This window comes from Silvanigrella paludirubra (assembly GCF_009208775.1).
Lineage (GTDB): Bacteria > Bdellovibrionota_B > Oligoflexia > Silvanigrellales > Silvanigrellaceae > Silvanigrella > Silvanigrella paludirubra.
Genome location: NZ_WFLM01000005.1, coordinates 124101 through 146817, shown reverse-complemented (window position 1 = coordinate 146817; position 22717 = coordinate 124101). Strand labels below are relative to the sequence as shown.

The following is a 22717-nucleotide window of genomic DNA, read 5'->3' as shown; positions in this document are numbered from 1 at the left end:
GACTATGACTCTGGAAGAAGCATATTCTGGGCTCAAAATTGCTCAAAAAACTTATGACTTTTTAAAACAGCACTCAGACAATAAATATACTGCAAATGAAATTGCAAATTGGATTTTTAATAATTATCCTATTGAATGCAAAAAAAAACAAAAAAGATCTACAGCTCAAGCTATTCCTTTAAATGATGATAAGGATCTTATTAATCAAATTGCGGCCGAGATTGCAGCTAAACGGCCACGCTTACAAAATCAGCATCCTCAAATTAAGACAACCGAAGGTCGGCCAAAAAAATATTACTATACGGAACAAAGCGATGCTGTTGAAATTATAAAAGCAGAAGAAAATTCATTTAAAAGTGAAGAAACTCAAAATGAAAATCAATTAAGTGAAAAAGATCTTTACCCTATTTTATCTGAATATTTGTGGTCAGAACTAGAGATATATAGCAAAAGAATTAATGAAAAATGTTCAAAAAATTCTCGAGGACCAAATGGGAACAAGTGGCTTTACCCCGATGTTGTTGGCATGCAAGACTTAACACAAGGCTGGCTTCGTGAAGTTAAGGACTGTGTCAAAGTTTATTCGGATAAAGAAACAAAATTGTGGTCTTTTGAAGTTAAAATTCTTTTGAACCGATCAAATGTTCGTGAATCTTTTTTTCAAACTGTAAGCAATTCTGGGTGGGCTAATTTTAGTTATTTAGTTGCGTCAGAAATAGAAGAAAAAACCCTATTAGAATTGCGAATGTTATCTAGTTTGCATGGGATTGGAGTGATTAAGCTTGATACAGAAATGCCCTCGGAAAGCCAAATTTTAATTCCTGCAAAAGAACGACCCGATGTTGATTGGAGTAGTGCTAATAGAATAGCCGACGAAAATAGTGATTTTTTAGAATATATAAAATTAATTAAGCAAGCATATCAAACTGGAGAAGTGAGAAGAAAAGATTGGGATCATTGAGTAGTTTAAATATATTAATTATTTTGAATCCAAAAAATATATATTTTAATAAAAAAGCGTTTGAATTGATCCAATTTTTCAAAGAAGGAACGCATTATTAAATTAAAGCATCATCAAAAATAAAAGTATGAATTAATCATCTATTGAAATTTTCGCCAATCTCGATTCACCGCATCTTTTGCGGTGAATCGAGATCCTATTCACCGCAAGATCGAATTTCGTCTACTCTTTCATCTTCCTAAACTAAAATTTCCAAATAAAATCATAATTTTAAAAAAATATATTTTTTTAAGTTAAAATTTATTTGACTTCTTTTTAAAAGAGGCGTACAAACCATTTAGTCGGTAGACTGAAGACTTCCTAACAAAGTTGGAGAATGGATTGATGAAAAGGCTTGACGAGTTATCACCTGTAGCGCACCGCATCTTAGATGCCGCAGAACAGTTGATACAGCAAAACGGATACAACGGTTTTTCTTACGACGATATTTCTCGTCAAGTAGGGTTAAAAAAGCCAAGTATTCACCATCATTTTCAAACTAAATCAGGTTTGGTTTCGATGGTTGTTGAGCGTTACAGTTTTCGATTTAAAAACTTGTTGGAAGAAATAGATTTAAAAAACCTTTCAGCTGTTGACAAACTAAATGGTTATATCAAACTTTTTAGTAAAACGTATGATACAAATCGCAGGTTGTGTGTTTGTGGAATGCTCGGTGCTGAGTCTGATATTTTGCCTCAAGAAATTGTGATTGCTGTTGGTCAATTTTTCGAATTAAATCAAAATTGGTTAGCAAAAATTATAGAATTTGGGGTCAAGTCAAAGGAGTTTAAATTAAATTTAAATCCATCCAAAGAAGCTCTTTATCTTCTTTCATCCCTGGAAGGGGCAATGGTTGTAGGGAGAGGCGTTGGTTCCGATGACACCTTAAGGGATGTTGCTCAAACGGCTTTTAAGTCTATTGTTTCAGTTTAATGTGGTTTTTTTTAGAATCTAAACAATCCAACTAGTTGGTAGTTTTAGGGTAAGAGTGATTCCAAGCCATAATTATGGGATCACTTCATGTGTTTCAGTTTTTTGTGTTCACTTTTTTATTTTAATTATTTTTCATCAAAAAGATGAATTAGGAGAATGTTATGTCTAAGAGAATTTTAATGGTTTTAACTTCACACGAAGATATGGGCTTAAGCGGTAAAAAAACAGGTAACTGGTTTGATGAAGTGGCAACACCTTATTATCTATTTAAGCAAGCTGGTCATGAAGTTGTTCTTGCATCACCAAAAGGTGGATCTGCGCCTATCGATCCGTTTAGTTATGATGAGATGTTTATGACAGAAAACACTCACAAGTTTCTAAAAGATCCTGCAGCAATGCGTGATTTATCAAACACATCTGTGTTACGTAATATCAATTACCGCTCTTTTGATGCTGCGTTTTTCCCAGGTGGATACGGACAACTATGGGACTTAGCAAATGACTCTTTTGCATTGCAAATGATTCAAGATCTTATTTACACAAATAAACATGTTGCGTTAATTTGTCATGCTCCTGCTATTCTTCGTGATGTTAAAAAACCAAATGGTGAGCCTCTTGTTAAGGGAATGAATGTTACAGGGTTTTCAAACTCTGAAGATGATGAACTCAGCTTATCTAGACATTTATTATTCCAATTAGAGACTGCATTAAAAGAAAAAGGTGCAAATTACCAACGTTCTGAAAAGAATTGGGTTCCAAAAGTAGTTGTAGATGGTTACTTAATTACAGGACAAAATCCTGCGACATCTCCATTTATTGCTAAGACACTAATTGAGCAACTTGCAAAAGTTTAATTTGTTCCTTTAAAGAGATTGAGATTAAAAATCTGAATCTCTTTTTTTATTTTCTACAAAGGCATCGGAATGAATTGAATCTAATTCCGCATCTTGTAAAAAACATTGTTGTTCCATTTTTTTAACAAATTCTTCACTTCCACAAATAAAAATTTCCCAATTTGATAAATCGGGAAATTTATTTTCAATTAGAGTTTGGATGGATTCTTTTTGTACTTCTTGATTATGATCGTCAATTTCAATTGCGCATGGATAAAAAGTTAAATGATTATTTTTCTTTTGAATATCTTTTATTTCTTCAAATAAATATAACCCCGAAGAACGATATGAACCATGAATCAAATGAATTTCGTTTTCGTGTTTTTGAAAAAGAGCTTCTTTTAAAATACCTAAAATAGGAGATAGTCCTGTTCCCACACTAATAAGTAATAAAGGTTTTTGTTTGCATTTTTGGGTATAATAACAATAGCCATTTGGTCCAGCTATTTTAAGTTTATCTGTTATTTTTAATTCATTAAAAATCCAATTTGTCATAATACCATGAGAACATAATTTGATATGAAGTTCTAAATCAGTGGATACTTCTGGATGGCTTGCTAAAGAATAACTTCTTGATATATTTTTATCGTTAATTAGATTAATAAATTGTCCTGGTTTATAATTTAAAGGGTCAGCGCATGTAATCGTTAATATTATAATATCTTCTGTTTTTTTTATAATATTTTTTATTTCGGCGTCGTAAATTTTAGAATGACTTGAAGTGGAATCAATTTTTATATTTTCTTTTGGTTTACAAATACAAGGTAAGAAATTATTTTCTTCTATTTGATTTTCGGATAATCCTTTTTGACTTTCTTTTGGTATATTTCCTTCTACCACTTTCATAATGCAGCTTTGGCAAATTCCGTTTTGGCAAGAATAAGGAATGAAACTCTCATTTTTTAATAAAGTTTTTAAAACGCTATCATTATTATTTACCAAATATTTTTTATTATTATATTCTACTGTAATCATTTTTATGCTCACAATATTATTTTATGATTATATTCCTAAAACGTCATTTTTAGCAGAGGAGGCTGTTGTAATAATTTGTTCTATTATTTTATTTGGTACTTTTAAATCTTCTAGTGTACTTGTTAGATGCTCAATCACAGCTTCAAAGTGATCTGAGTTTAATCCTCTTTTTACTAAATGAGAATGTCCGGCTCTAAGGTCTTTTCCAGTATATTCGCTTGGGCCCCCAAATAGCATAGTTAAAAAACTTTTTTGTTTTGCAATTTGCTGTTTCATATCTATATCTTTAAAAAAATTATTAATTCTTTTGTCTTTTAATATTTTTTTATAAAAAATCGCGACTGCGGCATCAACAGCGGCTTCGCCGCCAATCTCTTGATAAATGCTATTCATTTGAGCTCCTTTCGAACTACTCTATAACATGTATTTTAAATACATGTTATAGAGTAGTTCGTCAATGGACAAGTTAAAAAAATTGACACCCATTTCATTTTATTCAAAAAAACACTTTTATTTTATGCATTAAGTTTATTCATGTTAGAATCATCTATGTAAATTATAATTATTTATTTAAGTTTTAATTTTATTTTGAAATTTTGAAATTTGGAGGCATTTATTAAATGTGGATTAATATTAAAACAAAATTAAAATTAATTTTTGTTATAACTTTATTTATTTTCTCATTAAATTGTTTTGCTAAATCAAAGCCTAAAGTTGCTATTATAGTCAAATCAATAAAGAATGAATTTTTTAAAGAAATGGGAAAAGGAGTTGAAGAATATCAAAATAGCCATAGCGATGATATGGAAATTATTTTCAAAGGAATTCAAAACGAAACCGATTCCGATTCTCAAATTCAGTTTGTTGAAGATTTTATAAAACAAAAAGTTGATGCTATCCTTATAGCTCCTGTAGATTCTTTTAAAATAATTCCTTCTTTAATTAAAGCAATGAATCAAAATATTATTGTTATTAATATTGATAATAAAATAGATGATAGAGCATTAATTAATAAAAATATAAGCATTCCTTTTGTTGGCCCAAGTAACTTTAATGGCGCAAAAGAAGTTGCAACGGAATTAGCGCATAAAAAGTTAAAGTCTGGTGATTCTGTAGCTATTATTGAAGGACTCGCTTCGTCTGTAAATGCAAAATCACGTAGTGATGGATTTCGTGCTGCAATGAAAGATGCAAACGTAAAAGTTGAAGCTGTGGTTTCTGGTGAATGGGAAGAGGATAAAGCTTTTATTGCTGCAAATGATCTTTTAAAAAAATATCCTACTTTAAAAGCACTATTATGCGGTAATGATAATATGGCAATTGGTGCCATTAAGGCAATAGAAAAGCTTAATTTAAAAGGAAAAGTAGAAGTAGTTGGTTATGATAATATTCCAAGTGTTCGACGTTATTTAGATTCTAGAGAGTTGTTTGCAACGGTAGATCAATTTTCTGTGCTTCAAGCAATTACAAGTATTGAATTAGCGGTTGGCGCCATAAATAAAAACTTAAAACAATCCGATTTGCCAAATATTTTAAAAACAAAAACAGGAGTTATTTCTAAATAATTATTGTTTATTTTGTTACTTTATATTAAGTTCATTTGCAGTTATCAAAATTAAAAATCCCCTCTTTGAAAAATTTTTCACAAAGAGGGGATTTTTTTAACAAAACAAGTAAAATAATTACTAAGCTTTACGTGCTTTATTTACAAAAGCATTCAATCTACTAATACGGCGTGCCATATTGTTTTTGTGGATTGTGCCTTTTTGGCGTGTTTTTGCAATTGCAGATTGAGCGTCTCTTAAAAGAGCGTCAATTTGAGAAAAGTCTTTCTTTTGAACAGCATCAAGTACTTTTTTTACTGATGTTTTCATTGTGCTCATATTAGCACGGTTGCGTAGGCGACGTACTTCAGTTTGACGTGCGCGTTTTTCAGAAGAAACATGATTAGCCATTGAAAAGCTCCATAATAAGATAAGTATATGCTGCTAAAATAAAATAAGTGTTACTGCATATACTTGCATGAACCAATTTAACACTTAAAGAAACCTATTTAAGAGCTATGGATACTTAAATAGACAATAAAAAAGAAAAGAAATTATCCTTGGCTCTTTGCAAGAGCGCTTAAGTCAACTTTCTTAATTTTAAGAAGAGTTGCTACGGTATCTGTTGGGCGGCAGCCTACTCCGTACCAGTGAGCCATTCTGTCAGTTTTGAATTCTACTACAGAAAGCTCAGTCATTGGATTATAGTGACCTACGCGCTCAATAAAACGGCCGTTGCGCGCATTACGAGAGTCTGTAACAACAACGTGGTAAAAAGGACGACCTTTGCAGCCAAAGCGTTGAAGTCTAAATTTTAAAGCCATATGAGAACTCCTTAATGGGCTAAGCCATTTATTGGGCACTTGCTGCAGAGTTGCGTGTTGTAAGCACTATTGCTTACAAAGAAACCTCGCACAGGGTGCATTGCTAGTAAAAAGCTGAGCTAATTTTTCGCACAGCAATTGCCTCTGATAAAATCTTCTACAAGAAATGTCAAGAAAATAAGGACAATGCTCTTTTTTCAGAAGAAAGTCGAAATAAGTTTGGATAGCAAATAAGGTTTTGTTATGATTGCAATAAATTGAGGAAATAACTGTGCAATCCGATTTTCTTTTGCGAGCCCTTTATATAACAAAAGACCCTGACATAGCCCCTATTATTGAAGGCGCTTTAAGGCGATGTGGAGCAAAAAAAATATTAGCATGCAAAACAGTCAGTGAAGCTATTGATAATATTATAGATAAAAAATTTCAAACTCATTTTGTAATAGAGGATGTTACTGTCTTTGAACAGTATCATTTTTTCCCCATTCAATTTATAAATTCCTGTAAGAGATTTAAGGTGCCCCCACCTTGTTTAGGGCTGTGTGAAATTAAGGAAAATTTTAATATTAATTTATTAAAATCAGGGCGTTATGTGGACTATGTTCCAAAACCATTAAATGAAAGTTTTTTAGAACAGAGGATTCGATCTTCTTTTCAAAAAAGCTATCAATATCAATCGGGTAAGATGTTAGTTGAAGTAATTGAATCTTTGATAAATAAAAAAGATATTGAAAAAGCTTACTCATTACTGCTTCCTGCTTTAGCGAGGAAGCCAAATAGCCCTGAACTTATCATTCTGATATCTAAAGTTTTTTTTGAATTAAAAGAGACCGCTTTTTCGGAGGTCGCAGTTCGTTATTTAATTAGTAAAAACAAGAATGATGTAGCCGCAAAAAATATGCTTGCAAAGATACTTCTATCAACGGGTAGAGTAAAAGAAGCAAATAAACTAGAGTTATGATAAGATAATGGATAAAATCTCAACAGGAGATTGTATTATGCAAATGATAAAAAAAATTCTTTGTGTTACAGATCTATCGCAAATCTCTAGAAATGCCGAGATAGCTTCTTTACGGTTAGCACATCTTTTTGACTCAGAACTCACAATACTAAGCTGTGGAGAATATTATTCACATATTCCAAACAATTATTTTGATGAAAATGTAATTCAACCACAACCTGATTTTCCGCACACAGAAGAATATGTAAAATTTTTAGAGCAAAAAAAATTAGAAACAATAGATCATTTTAAAAATATAATAAAAGAATTTAATCTTAATTTGCCAGAAAATATTATTTATGAAATTAAACTAGATAATGAAGTTACAGCTACAATGGATACTATTGAAGAAAAAAGTTATTCCTATGATTTAGTTATTGTTGTCCGACAGCAATATAATTTTTGGGAAAGAATTTTATTTGGATCGCCAGCAATTGAAATATGTGAAGAAAGTCATATTTCAACTTTATTAATTCCAGACTCAGATAAATGGATTAACTGGATACCAAATGGAATTATTGTTGCAACTTCTCTAACAGAAGATAGTAAATTGGCAGAAAGCTATGCTTCTGAATTTGCTTCAAAATCAAGTGGTGATTTATCTATTTTACATATTATAGACACATTAAATTTACATTTTGATTTAAATGTTTCTCATATTTTTCCAATTGATTATGTACCTTCTCAAGTTCAAAAAGAAACTATTGATGAAATAAGAAATCAAAGGCTTCAAGAAATAAATAAAATACAAGAAAAAATAAAAAATGAATATAATTTAAAAAAAATCAATACTCATATAGATATTGGAAGAGTAGGAGATGAGATTTTAAATTATATTAAAAAACGTGATCATAATAATTTGCTTGTCATAGGAGCAAGTGGCGGAAGTGCTTTAAAAAGATTTTTTCTAGGAAGTAAAATTTCAGCAATTGAAGAAGCTTGCACTATTCCACTATTAATTGCACAAAAAATATCCAGCCAAAACTCCTAAAAAGAGTAGCATAAAATAAAAAATTCAGCTATGGTTCCTTTAGACCTCATTGGATAAAGGAGTGTTTATGTCAATACAAGTCGCTGCCCATGGATTCGAATTAACTGCTGCTTTAAAAGAAGCCTGTGAAGCAGAAACAAAAGATAAACTTCATGCAATTGCTCTAAATAATATAACTACCAAATGGACATTATCTATACAAAGAGAAGAACAAATTTCCCATCTTATTTGGTCTGATGGAACATTTAATGGTAACGTAACAGTGAAATCCTCTGACATGTATAATAGTATTCATCAATGTGCTAAAAAAGCATTGGAACAAATGAAAAAGAGCCATGAGAAAAAGCAAAATCATAAGGGTAGTAAATTGGTTCATGCCATTCCTGTAAATGTAAATGATTAAAAAATAAAGTAAATATAAATTTATAAAACTACTTTTCTTTTTTGAAGAGTAGTTTATTTTTTTTGCGTAGAATTCACAATATTTAACATTTCATTTATTCCATTATAATTACTTGCTAAGTAAAAAGATTCTAATGATTGAATAGCATAATTATTTTCATTTATATTTAAAGTGAAGGCGCATTCAAACAGTTTACCTGAAATTTCAAAATACCCTAGCGTCATAAACAGTTGAGCTGGTTTAGAACACATTTGTTCGTGCTCAATAGAAATGAAGTTTAAATTTTCGTCGTTATTTATAATAATATCTTCTTTAAGTGGTTTATTTTCTTTTGCTAATGCCATAGAGTTTTGTATAAGTTCTTTTGTTTTATTTGAAGTAAACTCCTTTGATCCAAAATTGTTTGAATTCATTTCAAGCAATACTTCATATAATTTGTATGCTGGTAAATAAAAATTATTCTTGTGTAAAATTAATGCATTATTAAGAATGGTATTTGGATTTGTTTCTTTATTTTGATCAACTAAAATTGATTTATACTGATTTAACTCAGAGTTTTTTAAAAAAAGAGTTTGATTTTGAGCTGCTTTTTCTATTGCTAATCCATAAAATTGTTGATATTTTTTTACTTTAAAATAAGACATTAAAAATAGAATATTAATAATGATAATAGCAAAATAATATATTTGATAATTGTCTAAAAATTTCTTTTTTAATTGAAGAGAAGTTTTTTCGGATAAAATTATTTTTAAATTCCATTTATGCCTTGTTGTTAAAGCAAAACCAAATAAAATTCCAGCAACTGAACCACCTAAATGAGCAGCCCAATCAAAAATAGAATTATTAAATAAACCAAATCCTACATTTAAAACAACATTAAAAAGAATAATTTTTCCAAGTTGCATATTTGTTTTGTTGCATTTTAATTGGCTTGCAATTTTTTCTTCGTATTTTTGAATGACATATAGACAGAAAAGAATTCCAAATAAACTTCCTGAAGCTCCTACAGAAAGCATAGGTATTAAAGCAAAACTACATATATTTCCAGATATACCTGCAATAAGATAAAGTAAAATAAAATTTTTAAAACCTGCGAGGTATTCAAATATTCTTCCAACGGACCAAAGTCCAAACATATTTACGACTAGGTGGAGTAAATTTGCCTGCATGAAGATGGGAAAAAAAAACGATGAATTTGTCCTAAAGAAATAAGACCATTTTCTTTAGCCCCAAAAAGAACTAAAGTATCGTATCCTGGGCCTTGAATTAATTTCTGTAAGGAAAATCCTGATTGAAAACAAAGATAAAAATAAAATAGGATATTAATTAATATAAATAATGTAGTTCCAAAAGCATTTTTTCTTGAGAAAATGGATTCAATTATTCTACTTGGCATATAATATCTTTCGAATTAATAAGTTTCTTTCCGAGCTTTAAATTGTTGGTTTATTAAATTTGCAAAAAATTCTTGAACCTCCATATTATTTGATGAATAAGCCATTTCTTTCATGTTTGCAACAAAATACTCAATCGGTTTAGTGTTGCCTTGATACCATGCATACGATAAACTATTTATATTTAAAGAACTAATTTTGATCGTTTTATTAAAGTACCGTTCCAAAAAACGAGGAGAAATTAAATTTTGTGAAAACAATTTACAATAATTTTTGAATATTAATTTTAAATAATCTTTAGGTACAATATTATAAATTTCCAAATTATTTAAAAGTCTTTTTCCTATATACAAACCTAATATAAAATTAATGAGAAATTTTGACTTTTCAATTATAAAAATTTTATCAGTGTAATTCCAATGAAAATAGTATGAAGGTAAAATTTCATTTAAATTATTTTGTATTTGGTTATTATAAAATCCATAATATACTTCTCTTCCTGAAGTGTTTTTAATTTCAATTTTGTCTTCTAATATATTTCTTTTAAAACCACCAAGAACAATTGCTCTTAGCATAAATAATTTTAAATTTTTATTTAAGATTTTTTTTAATTTATTTAAATGATCAATGTGAATAATTCCATTGTTTAAAAAAACTAAATAAACATTTTCAACGGAAATACATTGAATTAAGATTTTTCTAATATATTCAAAAATTAAATTTATGGATTGTGGAGGTATACAGATATAAATTACAATATTATTTTCAGTAAAATTTGGATAAATGTTATCTAAATTATGAGTTAAAAAAAACTTTGGAAATATTTGTAAATGAGATTTTTGATTTTCTTTTTCAATATAGATAGGTAAATTATAAATAGAATTTGAAATAATATGTAATTTAGAGTTTCTATATTCTAGTAAAATACGATCTGCTAAAAAAAGTCCTAAGGCACCAGCTCCGATTATCACTCTTTCAAATTTACTTTCAGAATGTTTTGTATTTTCAATAAGATTACCGGAAAACACTTTTTTTCTCCATAAAAAAAGGATAAGGCTGATTAGGTTACAAAAGAAGATGAAATAAAATCGTCTTCTTATTTAGCTATATCATAAATATATTAAAATATGACATAGTACGAATGAGACTTATAAGTTTATGAATTTGTTATATGAAATGCTATGGAAAGGGAGTCCTTTATGACTGAAAATAAAGTAATCTGTTATGAGCTTGGAATTTTTATTGCAGAAGAAAACAAAGATCTTCTTGCTTCTATTCTTGGTGAATTAGGGATACACGATTTTGTTCTAGGTTCTCTAGATTGCGACATTCCTGCAGAATATAACCCTCAAATGCCTAAGCCCGATTTTTATTCTGAACTTGCAAATGACATTCCTGCAATTATATATAGCGAAGATAAAGAATACTTAGAGTCCGTAAAAAGTTCATTGGAACATGTTTTTAAAGCGATAAACTTTAAATATAATGAAAAAACCTTTATTATAAGAGAAATTGCTGATCAAAACTGGAAAGAAAGTTGGAAAGCTTCTTTTAAACCAATCTTAATTACAGATCAGATCGCTATTTTGCCTCCTTGGGAAAATATAAATGAGTTTAATCAATTGCATAAAATTGTGATTAATCCTGGAATGGCTTTTGGCACAGGTCAACACGAAACAACTCGTCTTTGTCTTGAAGTCATGCTTAATTATAAAATGCCAGAAAGTGTATTAGATGTAGGGACAGGGAGCGGAATTTTAGCTATTGCCGCAAAAAAACTAGGAGCAGTCCATGTTCTTGGGAATGACCTCGATCCAGATTGTATGCGAATTGCTTATGAAAATGCTGAAGTAAATGGGACTCCTCAAATTAAATTTATCAATATCCCAATAGAACAAATTGAAGATAAAAATTTTGGAATGATTCTTGCCAATATTGAGAGTAAACCTTTAAAATCTGTGGTACCTTCTATATGTGATCATGCAAAAAAGAATGGTATTATTATTTTATCAGGTATTTTATCCATAGAAATAGATGAATTTAAAGAATTTATGCAAAATAAAAATGTTCGCTTTGTTTTAAGTAAAATAATGGGAGATTGGTGTTCCTTAGTATATGAGAAACTATAAAATAATTTTTTAAGTTCCTTTATTTAAAATCGAATTTAGGAAAAAAAATGACTAATAATCAGTTTTTTGATGTTATTATAGTTGGTGCTGGAGCATTTTCTTGCTTTAGTGCTTTATTATTAAAACAAAAAGGAATGAATGTAGCTGTTGTTTATTCCGAAAATACCTCTCCAATGGAGTCCTTTTTACAAACTTTAAATACTTGCTGGCCTTCTTTAAATGATCCACCTACACGCGCAGAAGTTGCTCATGGTCATGAGGTTGCCTTATACCTCCATGAATTTTGTATAAAAGGACTAAATTACTTTAAAGAAACATTACTGCCTTTAATTGAAGATCAAAATAATTGGCTTGAAGCTGATTGTTTTCGCATTGGAGCTAAAGATTTTGAGGTAGAAGAATTAGTTGATGCTTTTAATTTAGGTTTTGGTCTTAAAAAAACTGAAAATGCAAGTGTTTTTAAAGAAGATAAAAGTTCTTTGATTTGTCTTAATAGCAAACTTTTTCAAGAAAATATAATAAAATCTTTAGCTAAAAATAATGTTACTTTAATTCCTTATGATGTTATAAAATTAGAAGAGAGGCAATCTAAATGTATCTTAGAATTAAAAAATAACAGCATTATTGAAAGCGAAATTGTTGTATTAGGAAGTTCATTGAATATTGCTAAGATTATGCCTAAATTTCAATCCATATTAATTCCTATGAGTGATTCTTTATTTGAGTATGAGCTAGATAATCCTGAAAATTCTCAGTTTAAACCTATTAATTTAAGAGCGTCAAACGGTCATATTTGTGCTTCTGTATTTAATCAAAAAGATAAAATAAAAATAAAACTATCGGGCCCTCGTTTTTTATTACCAGGTGCTGGTGCAGGTTTTGATCTAACAAAAAAAGAATTGGATAATAAGGTTTTTCAAAATATAGAAAAATATCATAGAGAAATTGTTTTTAACTTAATTGCAAATCTAATTCCAAATCATAATATTTTTATTAATAAATCTGTAGAATTAATTTCAAAAAAAATTTTAGTAGATTGTTATCCTTGTGATGAACTTCCCCTTTTAGGTGAATATGGAAAATTAGGTCGTATTCTTGGAAATACAGGATGGTTAGCTACTGGATTATCTTCAGGATCATGGGCTGCATCTATTATATGTGAGCTTATTTTAAATGAGAAGAGCCTTGAGCTTCATTCAAGACTTCATCCAAGAAGGCTTTTTACAAAGTTTGTAAATAATTAAAAATAACTTTATTAATATTGAATTTATTCATATATATTTAAAATATAATTTATAAATTAAAATATTGACAATATTTATTAAAAAAATATAATGAATTTGGATTATTGGGACATCAAGGTTATTGCTTACACTCATTTTTTTTATATAGGTTTTTAAATAGTTTTATTTAATAAATCTGTTTAAAAAAATTGTTATATTTGAATTCAATACATAAAAGAAGTAATTTATTTTATTTAAAAAATTAGTACTAATTGTATAGACTTAATAAAAAAATTTTATTAGTTAAAAGTAATATTTATTATTATTTTATTAGTTGTATTGGAATTTCAAATATGAAATTTAAAAAAAATGAAATAAAAAAATTGATTTTAGCAATCATAATTCCAATTGTTATATTTGCATTATTTAATAAAGTTAAAAGTCTAAATAGAAACTCAGTCATTTTTCCATCAGATGAAACAATAACAATTAATTTATCTGAAATACCACAAGTTCCTTGGGATACTTCGAGAGCTGTTTCGCATGTCATTGAAACGTTTTCTGCCTCTGTTCATGGTTGTTTAATTTTAAAAGATGAAAATTCATTTGAAGGCAATTTAAAACAAAATACACTTTTAGAAAATTACTATTGCGAAGGTAATATATGTCACGCAACATTAAAAAGCGATATTTTATTTCATAATGGCCGTGAAGTTACTGCTTACGATATTGAATTTTCTTTAATAAGAAGTATTATTCAAAAAAATAAAAATATCGTAGTTGCTTCTATAATTGATGATATTATTGGTATTGAAGACCTATCAAATGAAAATATTTTACTTAAAAAAATTAATTCATATAATTATCCGACTGGGTTAGTAAAGGGGATTGAAGTTGTAGATAATTATAATATTGTCTTTAAATTAAAAAGAAAAAATAAATTTTTCTTTGATAAAATAGCAATTGGACGTATTCCAATTGTACCTATTGAAGAGTTTGATTCTAGTTATACAAATTGGAAAAGATATCCCATTGGATTTGGTAAATATAAAGTAGATTATGTTAACTGGGAAAAATATGAGTTTGTTTTAAAGAGATTTAAAAAATCGGAAAATATTCCTAAATACATACGATTTATTTTTAGTAATAAAGATGAAGGAGATATAAAAATATTATTAGGTGATTCTGGAAGAGGAAAATCAGGAACGGATAGGAGAATTATTTTTCCAAGCATATATTCAAATGGAGGTTTTTTATTTAATTTTAAAACGAAATTAGGAGCTAATAAAAAATTTAGAGAAGCAATTTCTCTAGCTTTAGATCGAGAAAAAATTGCATATACTGCTTATTATAAAGAGATTACACCTGAAGATCAAATGATCCCACTTTTTAGTTCAATGAGAGAGTACCGTGCAGATATGCCAATTCAAAGTCAAAATGTTGAAAAAGCAAAAATGCTATTAGATCAAGTTCCTCATGAACTTTGGAAAAATAAAATTTTTCATGTTCATACCTATTGGGCAAATATTAAAAATATCAATTCATTGCCTTATATTCAAGAAATTATAAATCAATTAAAAGATGTTGGTATTCATACGGTATTCCACGATACAGATTTAAGTTATCCAAAATTTAAAATAGATGATCAAAATGTAATGTGGTGGACAGGATTTGGATTTTCTTCAAATGATCCAAATAAAAACTTTTCATTTTTTAAAAAAGATTCTTATTATATGAATGAAGCACCAAATGATCCTTTATTTGATACTTTGTATAATGAATCTGTTAAAAATGGTACGGTATCTAATATTTATACTAAAAGATTATGTAAGTATTTTACGGAAAATAATATTTTTGTAATCGTTTTAAATCAAAAAATGTCTTTTGCATATAATTCAGAACGAATTTCATCATTAGGTGAACAGCATAATGGCGTATTATTTTATGTTTGGAAAATGAAACTAAGATAATTATTCAATTGTAAAAATTTCGTTATTTCTTTGCCATTCCATAATTTTACTTAAATTGTTTGCAATTATTTTTTCACTTTCATGTAATAAATAAACAAATCCGGGTAAACCAATTGTATCTTCTGTTTTTTTAACTATAGATTCGATTTCACTTAATCCATTAAAACTATAAAAAGACTCCATGTTTTCTATAATTTCTTTTTTGGGAAAATCTTTAAGAATTCCATCTTTATGAAAAAGAAAAGAAACTTCTGAAAGATTTTTAAATATTTTATAATTTTGATTTACATATTTATTTATAAATTTTTGAGGATGAATGTAAGCAAGGGCTAATAATTGTGCCTGTGTATAGCCTAGAGCCTCAATAAAAGCAGAATCATCGATTGATGCGCCCATTAATCTTGCATTTAATTCAATTAGGACAGGTCCTTTATCTGTCCACATAATTTCATTATGAGCAGCACCATGAGTTAAATTTAAAGCGTTTAAAACCTCTTTTGTATATTTTATTAATTCATTTTCTATATTTCCGTTACTTGGGCAAAGTGACATGCTTTCAAATAAAAAAGCTCTTCCATGTAAGCGCCTTCTATTTTGTTTCCAAATTTCTGAAATATAATGATTTCCATTCCAGCTAACAGTATTTACAAAATATTGGGTTCCATCTAAAAACTCTTGTGCAAGAACTTCTTCATTTTTAATTCCTAACTTATTCTCATGTTTATAAATTCTGTTAAAGGCTGTTTTTACATCTAATATATTTTCACAAATTGTTACTCCATCACTTGCAGCACTATTTAATGGCTTTATAACAACTGGCCAAGAGTTTAAATTTTCCGCCCATTTTATGATTTCATTTTCATTATCTGATTTAAATTGCTTAACACATGGTAAGGATAATTCTTTAAGCCTTTCATGCATAAAATATTTATTTCTTCTTAATAATGTAGTCTTTGGGTCACAAGCATTTGTTAATTTAAAAATCTCAACCAATTTATCAGCAAGTTCAACACCCATTTCTGAGCCTGCAATAATATGGGATGGATTATATTTTATGAGATCAATTTCTAATTTTTTGATATTACCGTCAAATAATATTTCATCTAAAAATTCGTTTCTTTTGTGATCGTTTGCATTTGCAAGTGAGCTTTTTACATGAACACATTTTTTTTCAAATTTAAGAAATTCATGAGCTAATTTTTTACCGGTTGAATAGGCATCAACAATACAGATAGGATTAGCTTGATTCCCCGTATTTTTTTCCATGAATAACCTCATTAATAAGTGAATATGCAACTTCACTTGTAGATTCTAGAATCCAAGCAAAGTTATTTATAAATGGATGAGAGCCTTCTGCATTATGACCAATAGCTCTTAATCTGTTTTCAAATTTTCCATCATTCCTCAATATCATACCACTTTTTGTGTCAATTATGGTGCCACCTATTTTAATTTCTTTAATAAAACCATTAGCACATGGAGTTAAAAATAATGGTTTTGATTCATTGGAACATATTGATCGATTTGGACCTGTTGCATTTATAATATAATCACAAATTAAACTTTCATTTGAATTTTCAAAATTAAGATAAAAATTATTATTATTATATTTTATGTGATTCAAATTTCCTTTCAGAATTAACTTTTCATTTTTTAGAAGTGAAAGTATTTTTTCAGCATTTATTAAAGGAATAGCTCCATGTTTTTGATGAACATTTCTGTAAAAATTTGACATAAATATTTCAATTTGTTCACTTGATACAAGTCGCCATGTTTTAGCAATTTCTGGAATCATTCCTAAAATAATATTGAATGGAGTTGGGCCATTTCTTGCTTCTTCCACTCTTTGTTCAAAATCAATAGTACATTCTGGTTTTGATTTTTTATCAAAAAAATAGTCTCTCCAATTGAATCCATGATTCTTTAATTCTTTACGAATTAATCTTGTTAAATCAATTAAATTTAATTCTGTTCCTTTATCATGAAATAATTTTTCAAAATTTTCATATAAAACATTTTTTGGAGTATAAGATTTTAAATACTTTCCTTTAACTTCAGGAAGTTTTCCGTTTCTTGAAGTCATAAATATTTTACCGCTATGCCCTAGATGACTTAATGTAATTGAAATATCTATTGCCGTTAAATTAGATCCAATTATAGCAATATTTGATTTATTTGGTATGTTAGCTAAATTTTTAATTGCAGGAAATGGATTGTGAATATAATTTTTATATTCTTTTAAATTGTAATGATCTTGTGGTGAATTTGGACCTGTAGCAAATAATACATAACTCGTTTTTATTGAATTTCCTGATGTTAAAGATATTGTTATATTATTCTCATTATTCTGATATAATATATCATTAGCTTGATCATAAATATCTTCTACAATTATTGAATATTTTATCAATTCTTTTTGGAAAAAATAATATTTTTCTTTTAAATAAAGGCCAAAAACACTTCTTGGAACAAACTCTGTATTATTATTTAATAAAGATAGTTCATTTTTGTTTGATTCGACCCATTTAAAAAAATCAAATGGTTCATTTTTCATAATGGAAAGATCTGTGGTGGGGGTATTCATGATTATCCAAGGATAATCATTATTGTAAACTTGACCACATCCCATATTTTCTTTTTTATCAATTACACCTATTTTTATAAAATGTGAAATGTTATGCTTCATTACGAAATGATAAATAGAAGATAAAAAAGCGGTACCTTGAGCTCCACCACCAATAACAACTATATCATAATCATTTTTTATCTTCATGATTTAACTCATTAACAATTTCAAATAATTTATTACAAGCAAATAAAACTTCTTCTTCTGTATTATAAATACTAGGAGTTATTCTGAGACAAGAGTCTTTGTATGGTGATTGTCCGATTATGATATTATGCTCACCCATTTTAGTAACAATTTCTGAAGGGTTTATCCCTTTTATATTAAAACAAACAAAACCTGACGATAGAGAAGAAGAAATAGGTGTTAATAAAATTGCATTGGGAATTTTTTTAATTTCGTTTTTGCAAATTTGAGAAAAATAATGAACTCTTTCTTGAATATTTTCTTTACCAATTTTTTCATGTGTTTCAAAAGCATGTTTTAGTGCCCAAAAATATTCGAAAGTTTTAAAACCGCCCGGTGTACACATACGCGACTTGATTAATTCGTCTTCATTATATTTTTTATTATCCCATTCTAAATAATGATCCCATGCAATTTTTTCAAACGAAGGAATTATGGGATTTAATTTTTTCCAACCCCTCTCACTGCACCATAATAATCCCGTTCCTCTTGGTCCAAATAACCATTTATGGCATCCTGATGCAAAAAAGTCGACTCCCAGATCATGAATTGAATTTAAATTTTCAATACCAAAACCATGAACACCATCTACACACAAAAGAATTTTTTTATTTTCTTCACGAGAAAAATTTATTTTTTTTAATTCTTTTGATATTTCTTTTAAAGGAAATTTAATACCATATTTTGAATTTACCCAAGAAATAGCAATAAGACAGGTTTTATCATTAATATTATCAACAATACTTTTTACTATTTGTTTCTTAGAAATATTATGTAATATGTTTGAAATGTCTATTTTTTTTAAAGTTAAATTATATTTTTTAGCAGAACTTTCACAAAGCTTTTCTAATGAATAATGTTCACTATCAGTAGTTAATATTTCTGTTCCATTTTGAAATTCAAATCCATTTAAAATAAGTGATAAGCTCATAGTAGAGCTATCTGTTAAAGCAATTAAGCTTTTATCTGTACCTAAATACCGAGCAGCAGCTTCGAGAGTTTCTGTGGTGTATTTATGTCTTTCTCTTCTCATTAAATCTGGATTCGTATCTATTAATTTTCTATAATAATCTATTTCTTTATTTAATGATAAACTATGTGGCACATGAATTGCTAATGTAAAATGAATTATTTTTTGATCCAAAATATAATTATTTCTAAAAATATTCCAAGTTTCATCATGATCATTTAAGCTCATTTTTTTATTATTGAGAGAATTCATAAAAAACCTCTTATTATTTTTTATTAATTAATTTCTTTTAGGTACAATAATAATTAATCCGCTTGACCAATTTAAACCAACTGAGACAACGTTTTTTAAATTTTTTAAACTATCTAATACGCCTTTTGCTAATGGAAAATGATCCTCAGGCCAATCTGCTTGTGGAAGCATGTCATCCACAATATAAATTCCACCTGGTTTTAATAAGTTCAAAGTTTCATCTAAAAATTCATATTTACCAGGATAAGCATCTGCAAAAATCATATCGTAGCTATTAGGAATTTGGTTTTTTAAAAAATCACTACCATTATCATAAATGAGTTCAAGTCTATCGTCATTAAGAAAGGCTTCTTTTGCAACTGATTGAACATTTTTATCGCATTCAATACTAATTAATTTAGAATTTTTATCCATACCTTCTAATAACCATGCGGTTCCTAATCCTGTTCCGGTTCCAATTTCCAAAAATCTTCCATTCGGTTTTGAGGCAGCAAGTACCCTTAATAATGCACCTGTTTCTGGCCTCGAAGCCATATCAAAACCAAGCTCTTTTGTTTTATTATTTATAAAATGAATTACTTCATTTATTTTACTTGAATTAAAATCTTCTAAATTAAATTCGAACATGAATATACCTCATTTAATATATTTATTTACATTTAGACTATCGTTATATTCGAAGTTTTCTTTAAGAAATCACAGGAAAATGAAAAAAATTATTCTGTTTATTTAAAAATAAATAGTTGATTTGTCAAGATTAAAATCATTTATTTTATAATATGTAAGATTTTCAGTTTAATTTTTTGATTTTCTAAATTATAAGATCAACGTATTCTGTATTTTTATGAAATAGGAAAATCATTTTATGCAATTAACCTTATATACAGATTATTCTTTAAGAGTGCTTATTTATTTAGCTACAAAAAAGGATGATTTATCTACAATAGATGAAATTTCTAACAAATTTAACATTTCCAAAAATCATTTAACTCGTGTTGTGCATAAATTGGGTGAAAAAGGGGTCATTAAAACTATCCGTGGAAAAGGCGGTGGTATTTGTTTAGCTCATTCCCCTAAAGATATAAATTTGGGCAAAATAATCAAAGAAATGGAAAGCAATTTTGAGTTGGTAGAATGTTTTAATCCTGAAAAAAATACATGTATGCTGTCACCATATTGTTCTTTAAAGGGAATTTTATATGAAGCAAGGCAAGCTTTTTTTAAAGTCTTAGAAAACAAAACCTTAGCTGATATTGCGGTGAATAAAAATATCTTTCTTTAAAGATTTAGTGGTTTTTTTAGTGATTTATTCATTGAAAACGATACAATATGCTTTTCGTCCCTATGCATGATATGTTATTGTTCTTTGTCATTTGAGTCATTTTAAGCTTATAGAAAGTTTTTATGGAAAATAAAAAGGTTGAGGTGGCAGTTGAAACCCCCTCTGATATAAAAAAACCAAAGGAAAATCTTTGGGCGTCGATCATATTCTATGTTTTAATCCCTGTTTTGGTTTTGTCTAAGCTAAATTCAACACTTGGACCATTGAAAACCTTGCTTCTTGCTCTCTCTTTTCCCTTGGTTTTTGGGATTTATGACTTTGCAAAAAGAAAACAAGCAAGCCCTATCGCAATATTAGGGATTACTAGCGTACTTATAAAAGGAATATTTGCCTTTTATAAGGTCGATGGCTTTTGGTTTGCTATTCAAGAAGCAGCAATTCCAACATTTTTAGGTGTATTTACTATAGTTTCTGCTTGGATTGGCAAGCCATTTGTAAATTACTTTATTTATAACGAAAATATATTTAAAATTGATCTTTTAGAATCTAAGTTACGCCAAAATAATGCAGAAAGACAATTTAAAATATTAATGTGGCAAGTAACAATGGTTTTTGGTTTTGCGTTTTTTCTAGGCGGCGTTTTAAATTATATTTTAGCAATTAATATTATTATTAGTCCTGCAGGTACTGAAGCTTTTAATAAAGAATTAGCTGAAATGACCTGGAAAAGTTATATTGTGATTGCTCTTCCAAAATTTGTTATTTCTATTTTTGGTTTATGGTGGTTTATTTCTCAGCTTAAAAAACTAACTGGCTTAAATGCGGCAGAAATATTAAAGGCTGAATGAAATAAATTCTTTATGCAATGCTTGGACGGCCTGATTCATTTTTTCTCTTGGTATTAAGCAACCTACTTTTATTTCAGAAGTTGTTACTAAAAGAATATCAATATTTTGTTCCGCTAGAGTTTGAAACATTCTAGCCGCTACACCTGCATGAGTTCGCATGCCAACGCCAACAATGGATATTTTTGATACATCTTCCCTGAGGATTAACTTTAAATCTTTAAATTCATTTTTTAGGGTTTCCATAGCAAGTTTTGCGTCAGGTTGAGAAACGGTAAAATTGATTTTCATCCCGCCTTCATGCTCTGACTGTGTAATAATGTCGACATTAACACCTTTTTGCGCAAGAATTGTGAACACATTAGCCAAGTTAAATTTTGGATTTTTACTGGAACCAGCTTGTATCCAGGCTTCATTTTGAGTGGCCGCAACCCCGGAAACGACTTCTCCTTCAATAGGACTATCTATTGTGCTCATTTCTGTTCCTTCATCATTTGAAAAAGTATTTCTAACAACAAGTCTAATTCCCCATTTTGCAGCGAGTTGAACGCTTCTAATATGCAAAACTTTACTTCCTTGACTTGCCATTTCAAGCATTTCTTCGTAATTAATGGTGCGAATAATGCGTGCATCTTTACAAATACGAGGGTCTGTTGTAAAAACACCATCCACATCTGTATAAATTATGCATTCTTTTGCTCCAATTCCAGCGGCAATTGCGACTGCCGATGTATCAGAACCCCCTCTTCCTAAAGAGGTTAATCGACCATCTTCTGTTACCCCTTGGAATCCAGCAATGATGGGAAGCTGTCCCTTTTCAAGAGCTGTTTTAATGGCATCACCCTTAACTTTTAAAATACTTGCCCTAGAAAATTGGGAGTCCGTTAAAATTCCTGCTGTAGGAGCAAGCATGGGGCAGGGTTCTATGCCTCTTTTTCGGAGAGCTAAGCTTAATAAGGAAACAGAGACCTGCTCACCGCTAGCAACTAACATGTCATATTCTGGCACATCGATTCGATTTGAAATTTCACTTGCTAATGAGACAAGACGATTTGTTTCACCTGACATTGCAGATACAACAACTGCGGAAGGTTTTAATTTTAAACAAAGTTCGGCAACGTGTTCAATTCGTTCGATGGTGCCCATGCTTGTACCACCAAATTTAAATACAGGTCCGATAGTATTGATTTGTGAGGAACTATTACTTGATAACATTGACTTTGTTGCCACAATAAACTCCTAGAAAATATGAAATTTAAACTTAACATAACAAGTTT

General features: G+C 28.9%; 24 protein-coding genes. 12 read left to right on the top strand and 12 right to left on the bottom strand.

The genetic code is table 11. The features are described from left to right. Positions 1-4: 4 nt before the first annotated feature. The 3 genes from GCL60_RS13975 (at position 5) to GCL60_RS13965 (ending at position 2787) form a co-directional block, all read left to right on the top strand. Positions 5-961, top strand: a complete 957-nt coding sequence (locus GCL60_RS13975) for a COG2958 family protein (protein WP_153421296.1) — start codon at positions 5-7, stop codon at positions 959-961. Between the two features lie 384 nt (positions 962-1345). After that, positions 1346-1933: a TetR/AcrR family transcriptional regulator gene (locus GCL60_RS13970; protein WP_202614033.1), complete on the top strand. Its 588-nt coding sequence runs from the start codon at positions 1346-1348 to the stop codon at positions 1931-1933. Between the two features lie 161 nt (positions 1934-2094). Next, entirely contained in the window at positions 2095-2787 is a 693-nt protein-coding gene (locus GCL60_RS13965; RefSeq protein ID WP_153421295.1) for a type 1 glutamine amidotransferase domain-containing protein, read from the top strand. Between the two features lie 24 nt (positions 2788-2811). Here GCL60_RS13965 and GCL60_RS13960 read toward each other — a convergent pair whose 3' ends face one another. After that, a complete protein-coding gene (locus GCL60_RS13960; protein WP_153421294.1) occupies positions 2812-3801 on the bottom strand; it encodes an FAD-binding oxidoreductase in 990 nt (329 codons plus the stop codon). A gap of 27 nt (positions 3802-3828) precedes the next feature. Then, entirely contained in the window at positions 3829-4194 is a 366-nt protein-coding gene (locus tag GCL60_RS13955) for a group I truncated hemoglobin (protein ID WP_153421293.1), read from the bottom strand. A gap of 227 nt (positions 4195-4421) precedes the next feature. On the opposite strand from GCL60_RS13955, the gene GCL60_RS13950 reads away from it, so the two are divergent. Further along, positions 4422-5366 carry a substrate-binding domain-containing protein gene (locus tag GCL60_RS13950; protein ID WP_153421292.1) on the top strand — a complete coding sequence of 315 codons (945 nt, stop codon included), beginning with the start codon at positions 4422-4424 and terminating at the stop codon, positions 5364-5366. Positions 5367-5486: 120 nt separating this feature from the next. Here the strand turns inward: GCL60_RS13950 and rpsT are convergent, their stop codons facing one another. Then, on the bottom strand, positions 5487-5756 hold the full coding sequence (gene rpsT / locus GCL60_RS13945) for a 30S ribosomal protein S20 (protein WP_153421291.1): 270 nt from the start codon (positions 5754-5756) through the stop codon (positions 5487-5489). 143 nt (positions 5757-5899) lie between these two features. After that, positions 5900-6208 carry a 30S ribosomal protein S16 gene (gene rpsP / locus GCL60_RS13940; RefSeq protein ID WP_419964832.1) on the bottom strand — a complete coding sequence of 103 codons (309 nt, stop codon included), beginning with the start codon at positions 6206-6208 and terminating at the stop codon, positions 5900-5902. Between the two features lie 232 nt (positions 6209-6440). Here rpsP and GCL60_RS13935 point away from each other — a divergent pair, with 232 nt between their 5' ends. The 3 genes from GCL60_RS13935 to GCL60_RS13925 all read left to right on the top strand — a co-directional run bounded on the left by GCL60_RS13935 (position 6441) and on the right by GCL60_RS13925 (position 8563). Beyond that, positions 6441-7130: a tetratricopeptide repeat protein gene (locus tag GCL60_RS13935; RefSeq protein ID WP_153421290.1), complete on the top strand. Its 690-nt coding sequence runs from the start codon at positions 6441-6443 to the stop codon at positions 7128-7130. A 37-nt stretch (positions 7131-7167) separates the two neighbouring features. Then, on the top strand, positions 7168-8160 hold the full coding sequence (locus tag GCL60_RS13930; RefSeq protein WP_161998225.1) for a universal stress protein: 993 nt from the start codon (positions 7168-7170) through the stop codon (positions 8158-8160). Positions 8161-8227: 67 nt separating this feature from the next. Then, positions 8228-8563 (top strand): HPF/RaiA family ribosome-associated protein, encoded by a 336-nt coding sequence (locus tag GCL60_RS13925; protein WP_153421288.1) that lies wholly within the window; start codon positions 8228-8230, stop codon positions 8561-8563. Positions 8564-8616: 53 nt separating this feature from the next. On the opposite strand, the gene GCL60_RS13920 is transcribed toward GCL60_RS13925, so the two are convergent. The 3 genes from GCL60_RS13920 to GCL60_RS13910 are packed head-to-tail and all read right to left on the bottom strand — an operon-like array spanning position 8617 to position 10985. Then, positions 8617-9699 (bottom strand): rhomboid family intramembrane serine protease, encoded by a 1083-nt coding sequence (locus GCL60_RS13920; protein ID WP_237639067.1) that lies wholly within the window; start codon positions 9697-9699, stop codon positions 8617-8619. Between the two features lie 8 nt (positions 9700-9707). Further along, a complete protein-coding gene (locus tag GCL60_RS13915; protein WP_153421286.1) occupies positions 9708-9959 on the bottom strand; it encodes a hypothetical protein in 252 nt (83 codons plus the stop codon). Positions 9960-9974: 15 nt separating this feature from the next. Then, positions 9975-10985, bottom strand: coding sequence for a hypothetical protein (locus GCL60_RS13910; protein WP_153421285.1), 1011 nt, complete (start codon positions 10983-10985; stop codon positions 9975-9977). Positions 10986-11156: 171 nt separating this feature from the next. Here GCL60_RS13910 and GCL60_RS13905 point away from each other — a divergent pair, with 171 nt between their 5' ends. The 3 genes from GCL60_RS13905 to GCL60_RS13895 all read left to right on the top strand — a co-directional run bounded on the left by GCL60_RS13905 (position 11157) and on the right by GCL60_RS13895 (position 15279). Next, positions 11157-12086, top strand: a complete 930-nt coding sequence (locus GCL60_RS13905; RefSeq protein WP_161998224.1) for a 50S ribosomal protein L11 methyltransferase — start codon at positions 11157-11159, stop codon at positions 12084-12086. Positions 12087-12133: 47 nt separating this feature from the next. Then, positions 12134-13330 (top strand): FAD-dependent oxidoreductase, encoded by a 1197-nt coding sequence (locus GCL60_RS13900; protein ID WP_153421283.1) that lies wholly within the window; start codon positions 12134-12136, stop codon positions 13328-13330. 332 nt (positions 13331-13662) lie between these two features. Continuing rightward, positions 13663-15279 (top strand): ABC transporter substrate-binding protein, encoded by a 1617-nt coding sequence (locus tag GCL60_RS13895; protein ID WP_153421282.1) that lies wholly within the window; start codon positions 13663-13665, stop codon positions 15277-15279. On the opposite strand, the gene GCL60_RS13890 is transcribed toward GCL60_RS13895, so the two are convergent. Genes GCL60_RS13890 through GCL60_RS13875 form a run of 4 tightly spaced genes read right to left on the bottom strand, consistent with a single transcriptional unit; the run spans position 15280 to position 19940 of the window. Then, a complete protein-coding gene (locus GCL60_RS13890; RefSeq protein ID WP_161998223.1) occupies positions 15280-16545 on the bottom strand; it encodes an ATP-grasp domain-containing protein in 1266 nt (421 codons plus the stop codon). Further along, on the bottom strand, positions 16517-18052 hold the full coding sequence (locus tag GCL60_RS13885; protein ID WP_153421280.1) for an FAD/NAD(P)-binding protein: 1536 nt from the start codon (positions 18050-18052) through the stop codon (positions 16517-16519). Before GCL60_RS13885 ends, GCL60_RS13890 begins: the two co-directional genes overlap by 29 nt. Further along, on the bottom strand, positions 18036-19313 hold the full coding sequence (locus tag GCL60_RS13880) for an aminotransferase class V-fold PLP-dependent enzyme (protein WP_153421279.1): 1278 nt from the start codon (positions 19311-19313) through the stop codon (positions 18036-18038). Before GCL60_RS13880 ends, GCL60_RS13885 begins: the two co-directional genes overlap by 17 nt. Positions 19314-19340: 27 nt before the next feature. Next, a complete protein-coding gene (locus GCL60_RS13875) occupies positions 19341-19940 on the bottom strand; it encodes an O-methyltransferase (RefSeq protein ID WP_153421278.1) in 600 nt (199 codons plus the stop codon). Positions 19941-20178: 238 nt separating this feature from the next. On the opposite strand from GCL60_RS13875, the gene GCL60_RS13870 reads away from it, so the two are divergent. Continuing rightward, on the top strand, positions 20179-20595 hold the full coding sequence (locus GCL60_RS13870) for an RrF2 family transcriptional regulator (RefSeq protein ID WP_153421277.1): 417 nt from the start codon (positions 20179-20181) through the stop codon (positions 20593-20595). Between the two features lie 122 nt (positions 20596-20717). After that, on the top strand, positions 20718-21443 hold the full coding sequence (locus GCL60_RS13865) for a VC0807 family protein (RefSeq protein WP_153421276.1): 726 nt from the start codon (positions 20718-20720) through the stop codon (positions 21441-21443). On the opposite strand, the gene GCL60_RS13860 is transcribed toward GCL60_RS13865, so the two are convergent. Beyond that, on the bottom strand, positions 21429-22670 hold the full coding sequence (locus GCL60_RS13860; RefSeq protein WP_153421275.1) for an aspartate kinase: 1242 nt from the start codon (positions 22668-22670) through the stop codon (positions 21429-21431). The genes GCL60_RS13865 and GCL60_RS13860 overlap by 15 nt on opposite strands. Positions 22671-22717: the final 47 nt, after the last annotated feature.

Bases quoted from the DNA above. Each gene is read 5' to 3' on its own strand.
- GCL60_RS13975 (WP_153421296.1), top strand. From the start codon at position 5: ATGACTCTGGAAGAAGCATATTCTGGGCTCAAAATTGCTCAAAAAACT.
- GCL60_RS13930 (WP_161998225.1), top strand. From the start codon at position 7,168: ATGCAAATGATAAAAAAAATTCTTTGTGTTACAGATCTATCGCAAATC.
- GCL60_RS13885 (WP_153421280.1), bottom strand. From the start codon at position 18,052: ATGAAGATAAAAAATGATTATGATATAGTTGTTATTGGTGGTGGAGCT.
- GCL60_RS13925 (WP_153421288.1), top strand. From the start codon at position 8,228: ATGTCAATACAAGTCGCTGCCCATGGATTCGAATTAACTGCTGCTTTA.
- GCL60_RS13890 (WP_161998223.1), bottom strand. From the start codon at position 16,545: ATGGAAAAAAATACGGGGAATCAAGCTAATCCTATCTGTATTGTTGAT.
- GCL60_RS13870 (WP_153421277.1), top strand. From the start codon at position 20,179: ATGCAATTAACCTTATATACAGATTATTCTTTAAGAGTGCTTATTTAT.
- GCL60_RS13880 (WP_153421279.1), bottom strand. From the start codon at position 19,313: ATGAATTCTCTCAATAATAAAAAAATGAGCTTAAATGATCATGATGAA.
- GCL60_RS13950 (WP_153421292.1), top strand. From the start codon at position 4,422: ATGTGGATTAATATTAAAACAAAATTAAAATTAATTTTTGTTATAACT.
- GCL60_RS13965 (WP_153421295.1), top strand. From the start codon at position 2,095: ATGTCTAAGAGAATTTTAATGGTTTTAACTTCACACGAAGATATGGGC.
- GCL60_RS13915 (WP_153421286.1), bottom strand. From the start codon at position 9,959: ATGCCAAGTAGAATAATTGAATCCATTTTCTCAAGAAAAAATGCTTTT.
- GCL60_RS13970 (WP_202614033.1), top strand. From the start codon at position 1,346: ATGAAAAGGCTTGACGAGTTATCACCTGTAGCGCACCGCATCTTAGAT.
- GCL60_RS13955 (WP_153421293.1), bottom strand. From the start codon at position 4,194: ATGAATAGCATTTATCAAGAGATTGGCGGCGAAGCCGCTGTTGATGCC.
- GCL60_RS13920 (WP_237639067.1), bottom strand. From the start codon at position 9,699: ATGTTTGGACTTTGGTCCGTTGGAAGAATATTTGAATACCTCGCAGGT.
- GCL60_RS13960 (WP_153421294.1), bottom strand. From the start codon at position 3,801: ATGATTACAGTAGAATATAATAATAAAAAATATTTGGTAAATAATAAT.
- GCL60_RS13900 (WP_153421283.1), top strand. From the start codon at position 12,134: ATGACTAATAATCAGTTTTTTGATGTTATTATAGTTGGTGCTGGAGCA.
- GCL60_RS13865 (WP_153421276.1), top strand. From the start codon at position 20,718: ATGGAAAATAAAAAGGTTGAGGTGGCAGTTGAAACCCCCTCTGATATA.
- rpsT (WP_153421291.1), bottom strand. From the start codon at position 5,756: ATGGCTAATCATGTTTCTTCTGAAAAACGCGCACGTCAAACTGAAGTA.
- GCL60_RS13895 (WP_153421282.1), top strand. From the start codon at position 13,663: ATGAAATTTAAAAAAAATGAAATAAAAAAATTGATTTTAGCAATCATA.
- GCL60_RS13875 (WP_153421278.1), bottom strand. From the start codon at position 19,940: ATGTTCGAATTTAATTTAGAAGATTTTAATTCAAGTAAAATAAATGAA.
- GCL60_RS13905 (WP_161998224.1), top strand. From the start codon at position 11,157: ATGACTGAAAATAAAGTAATCTGTTATGAGCTTGGAATTTTTATTGCA.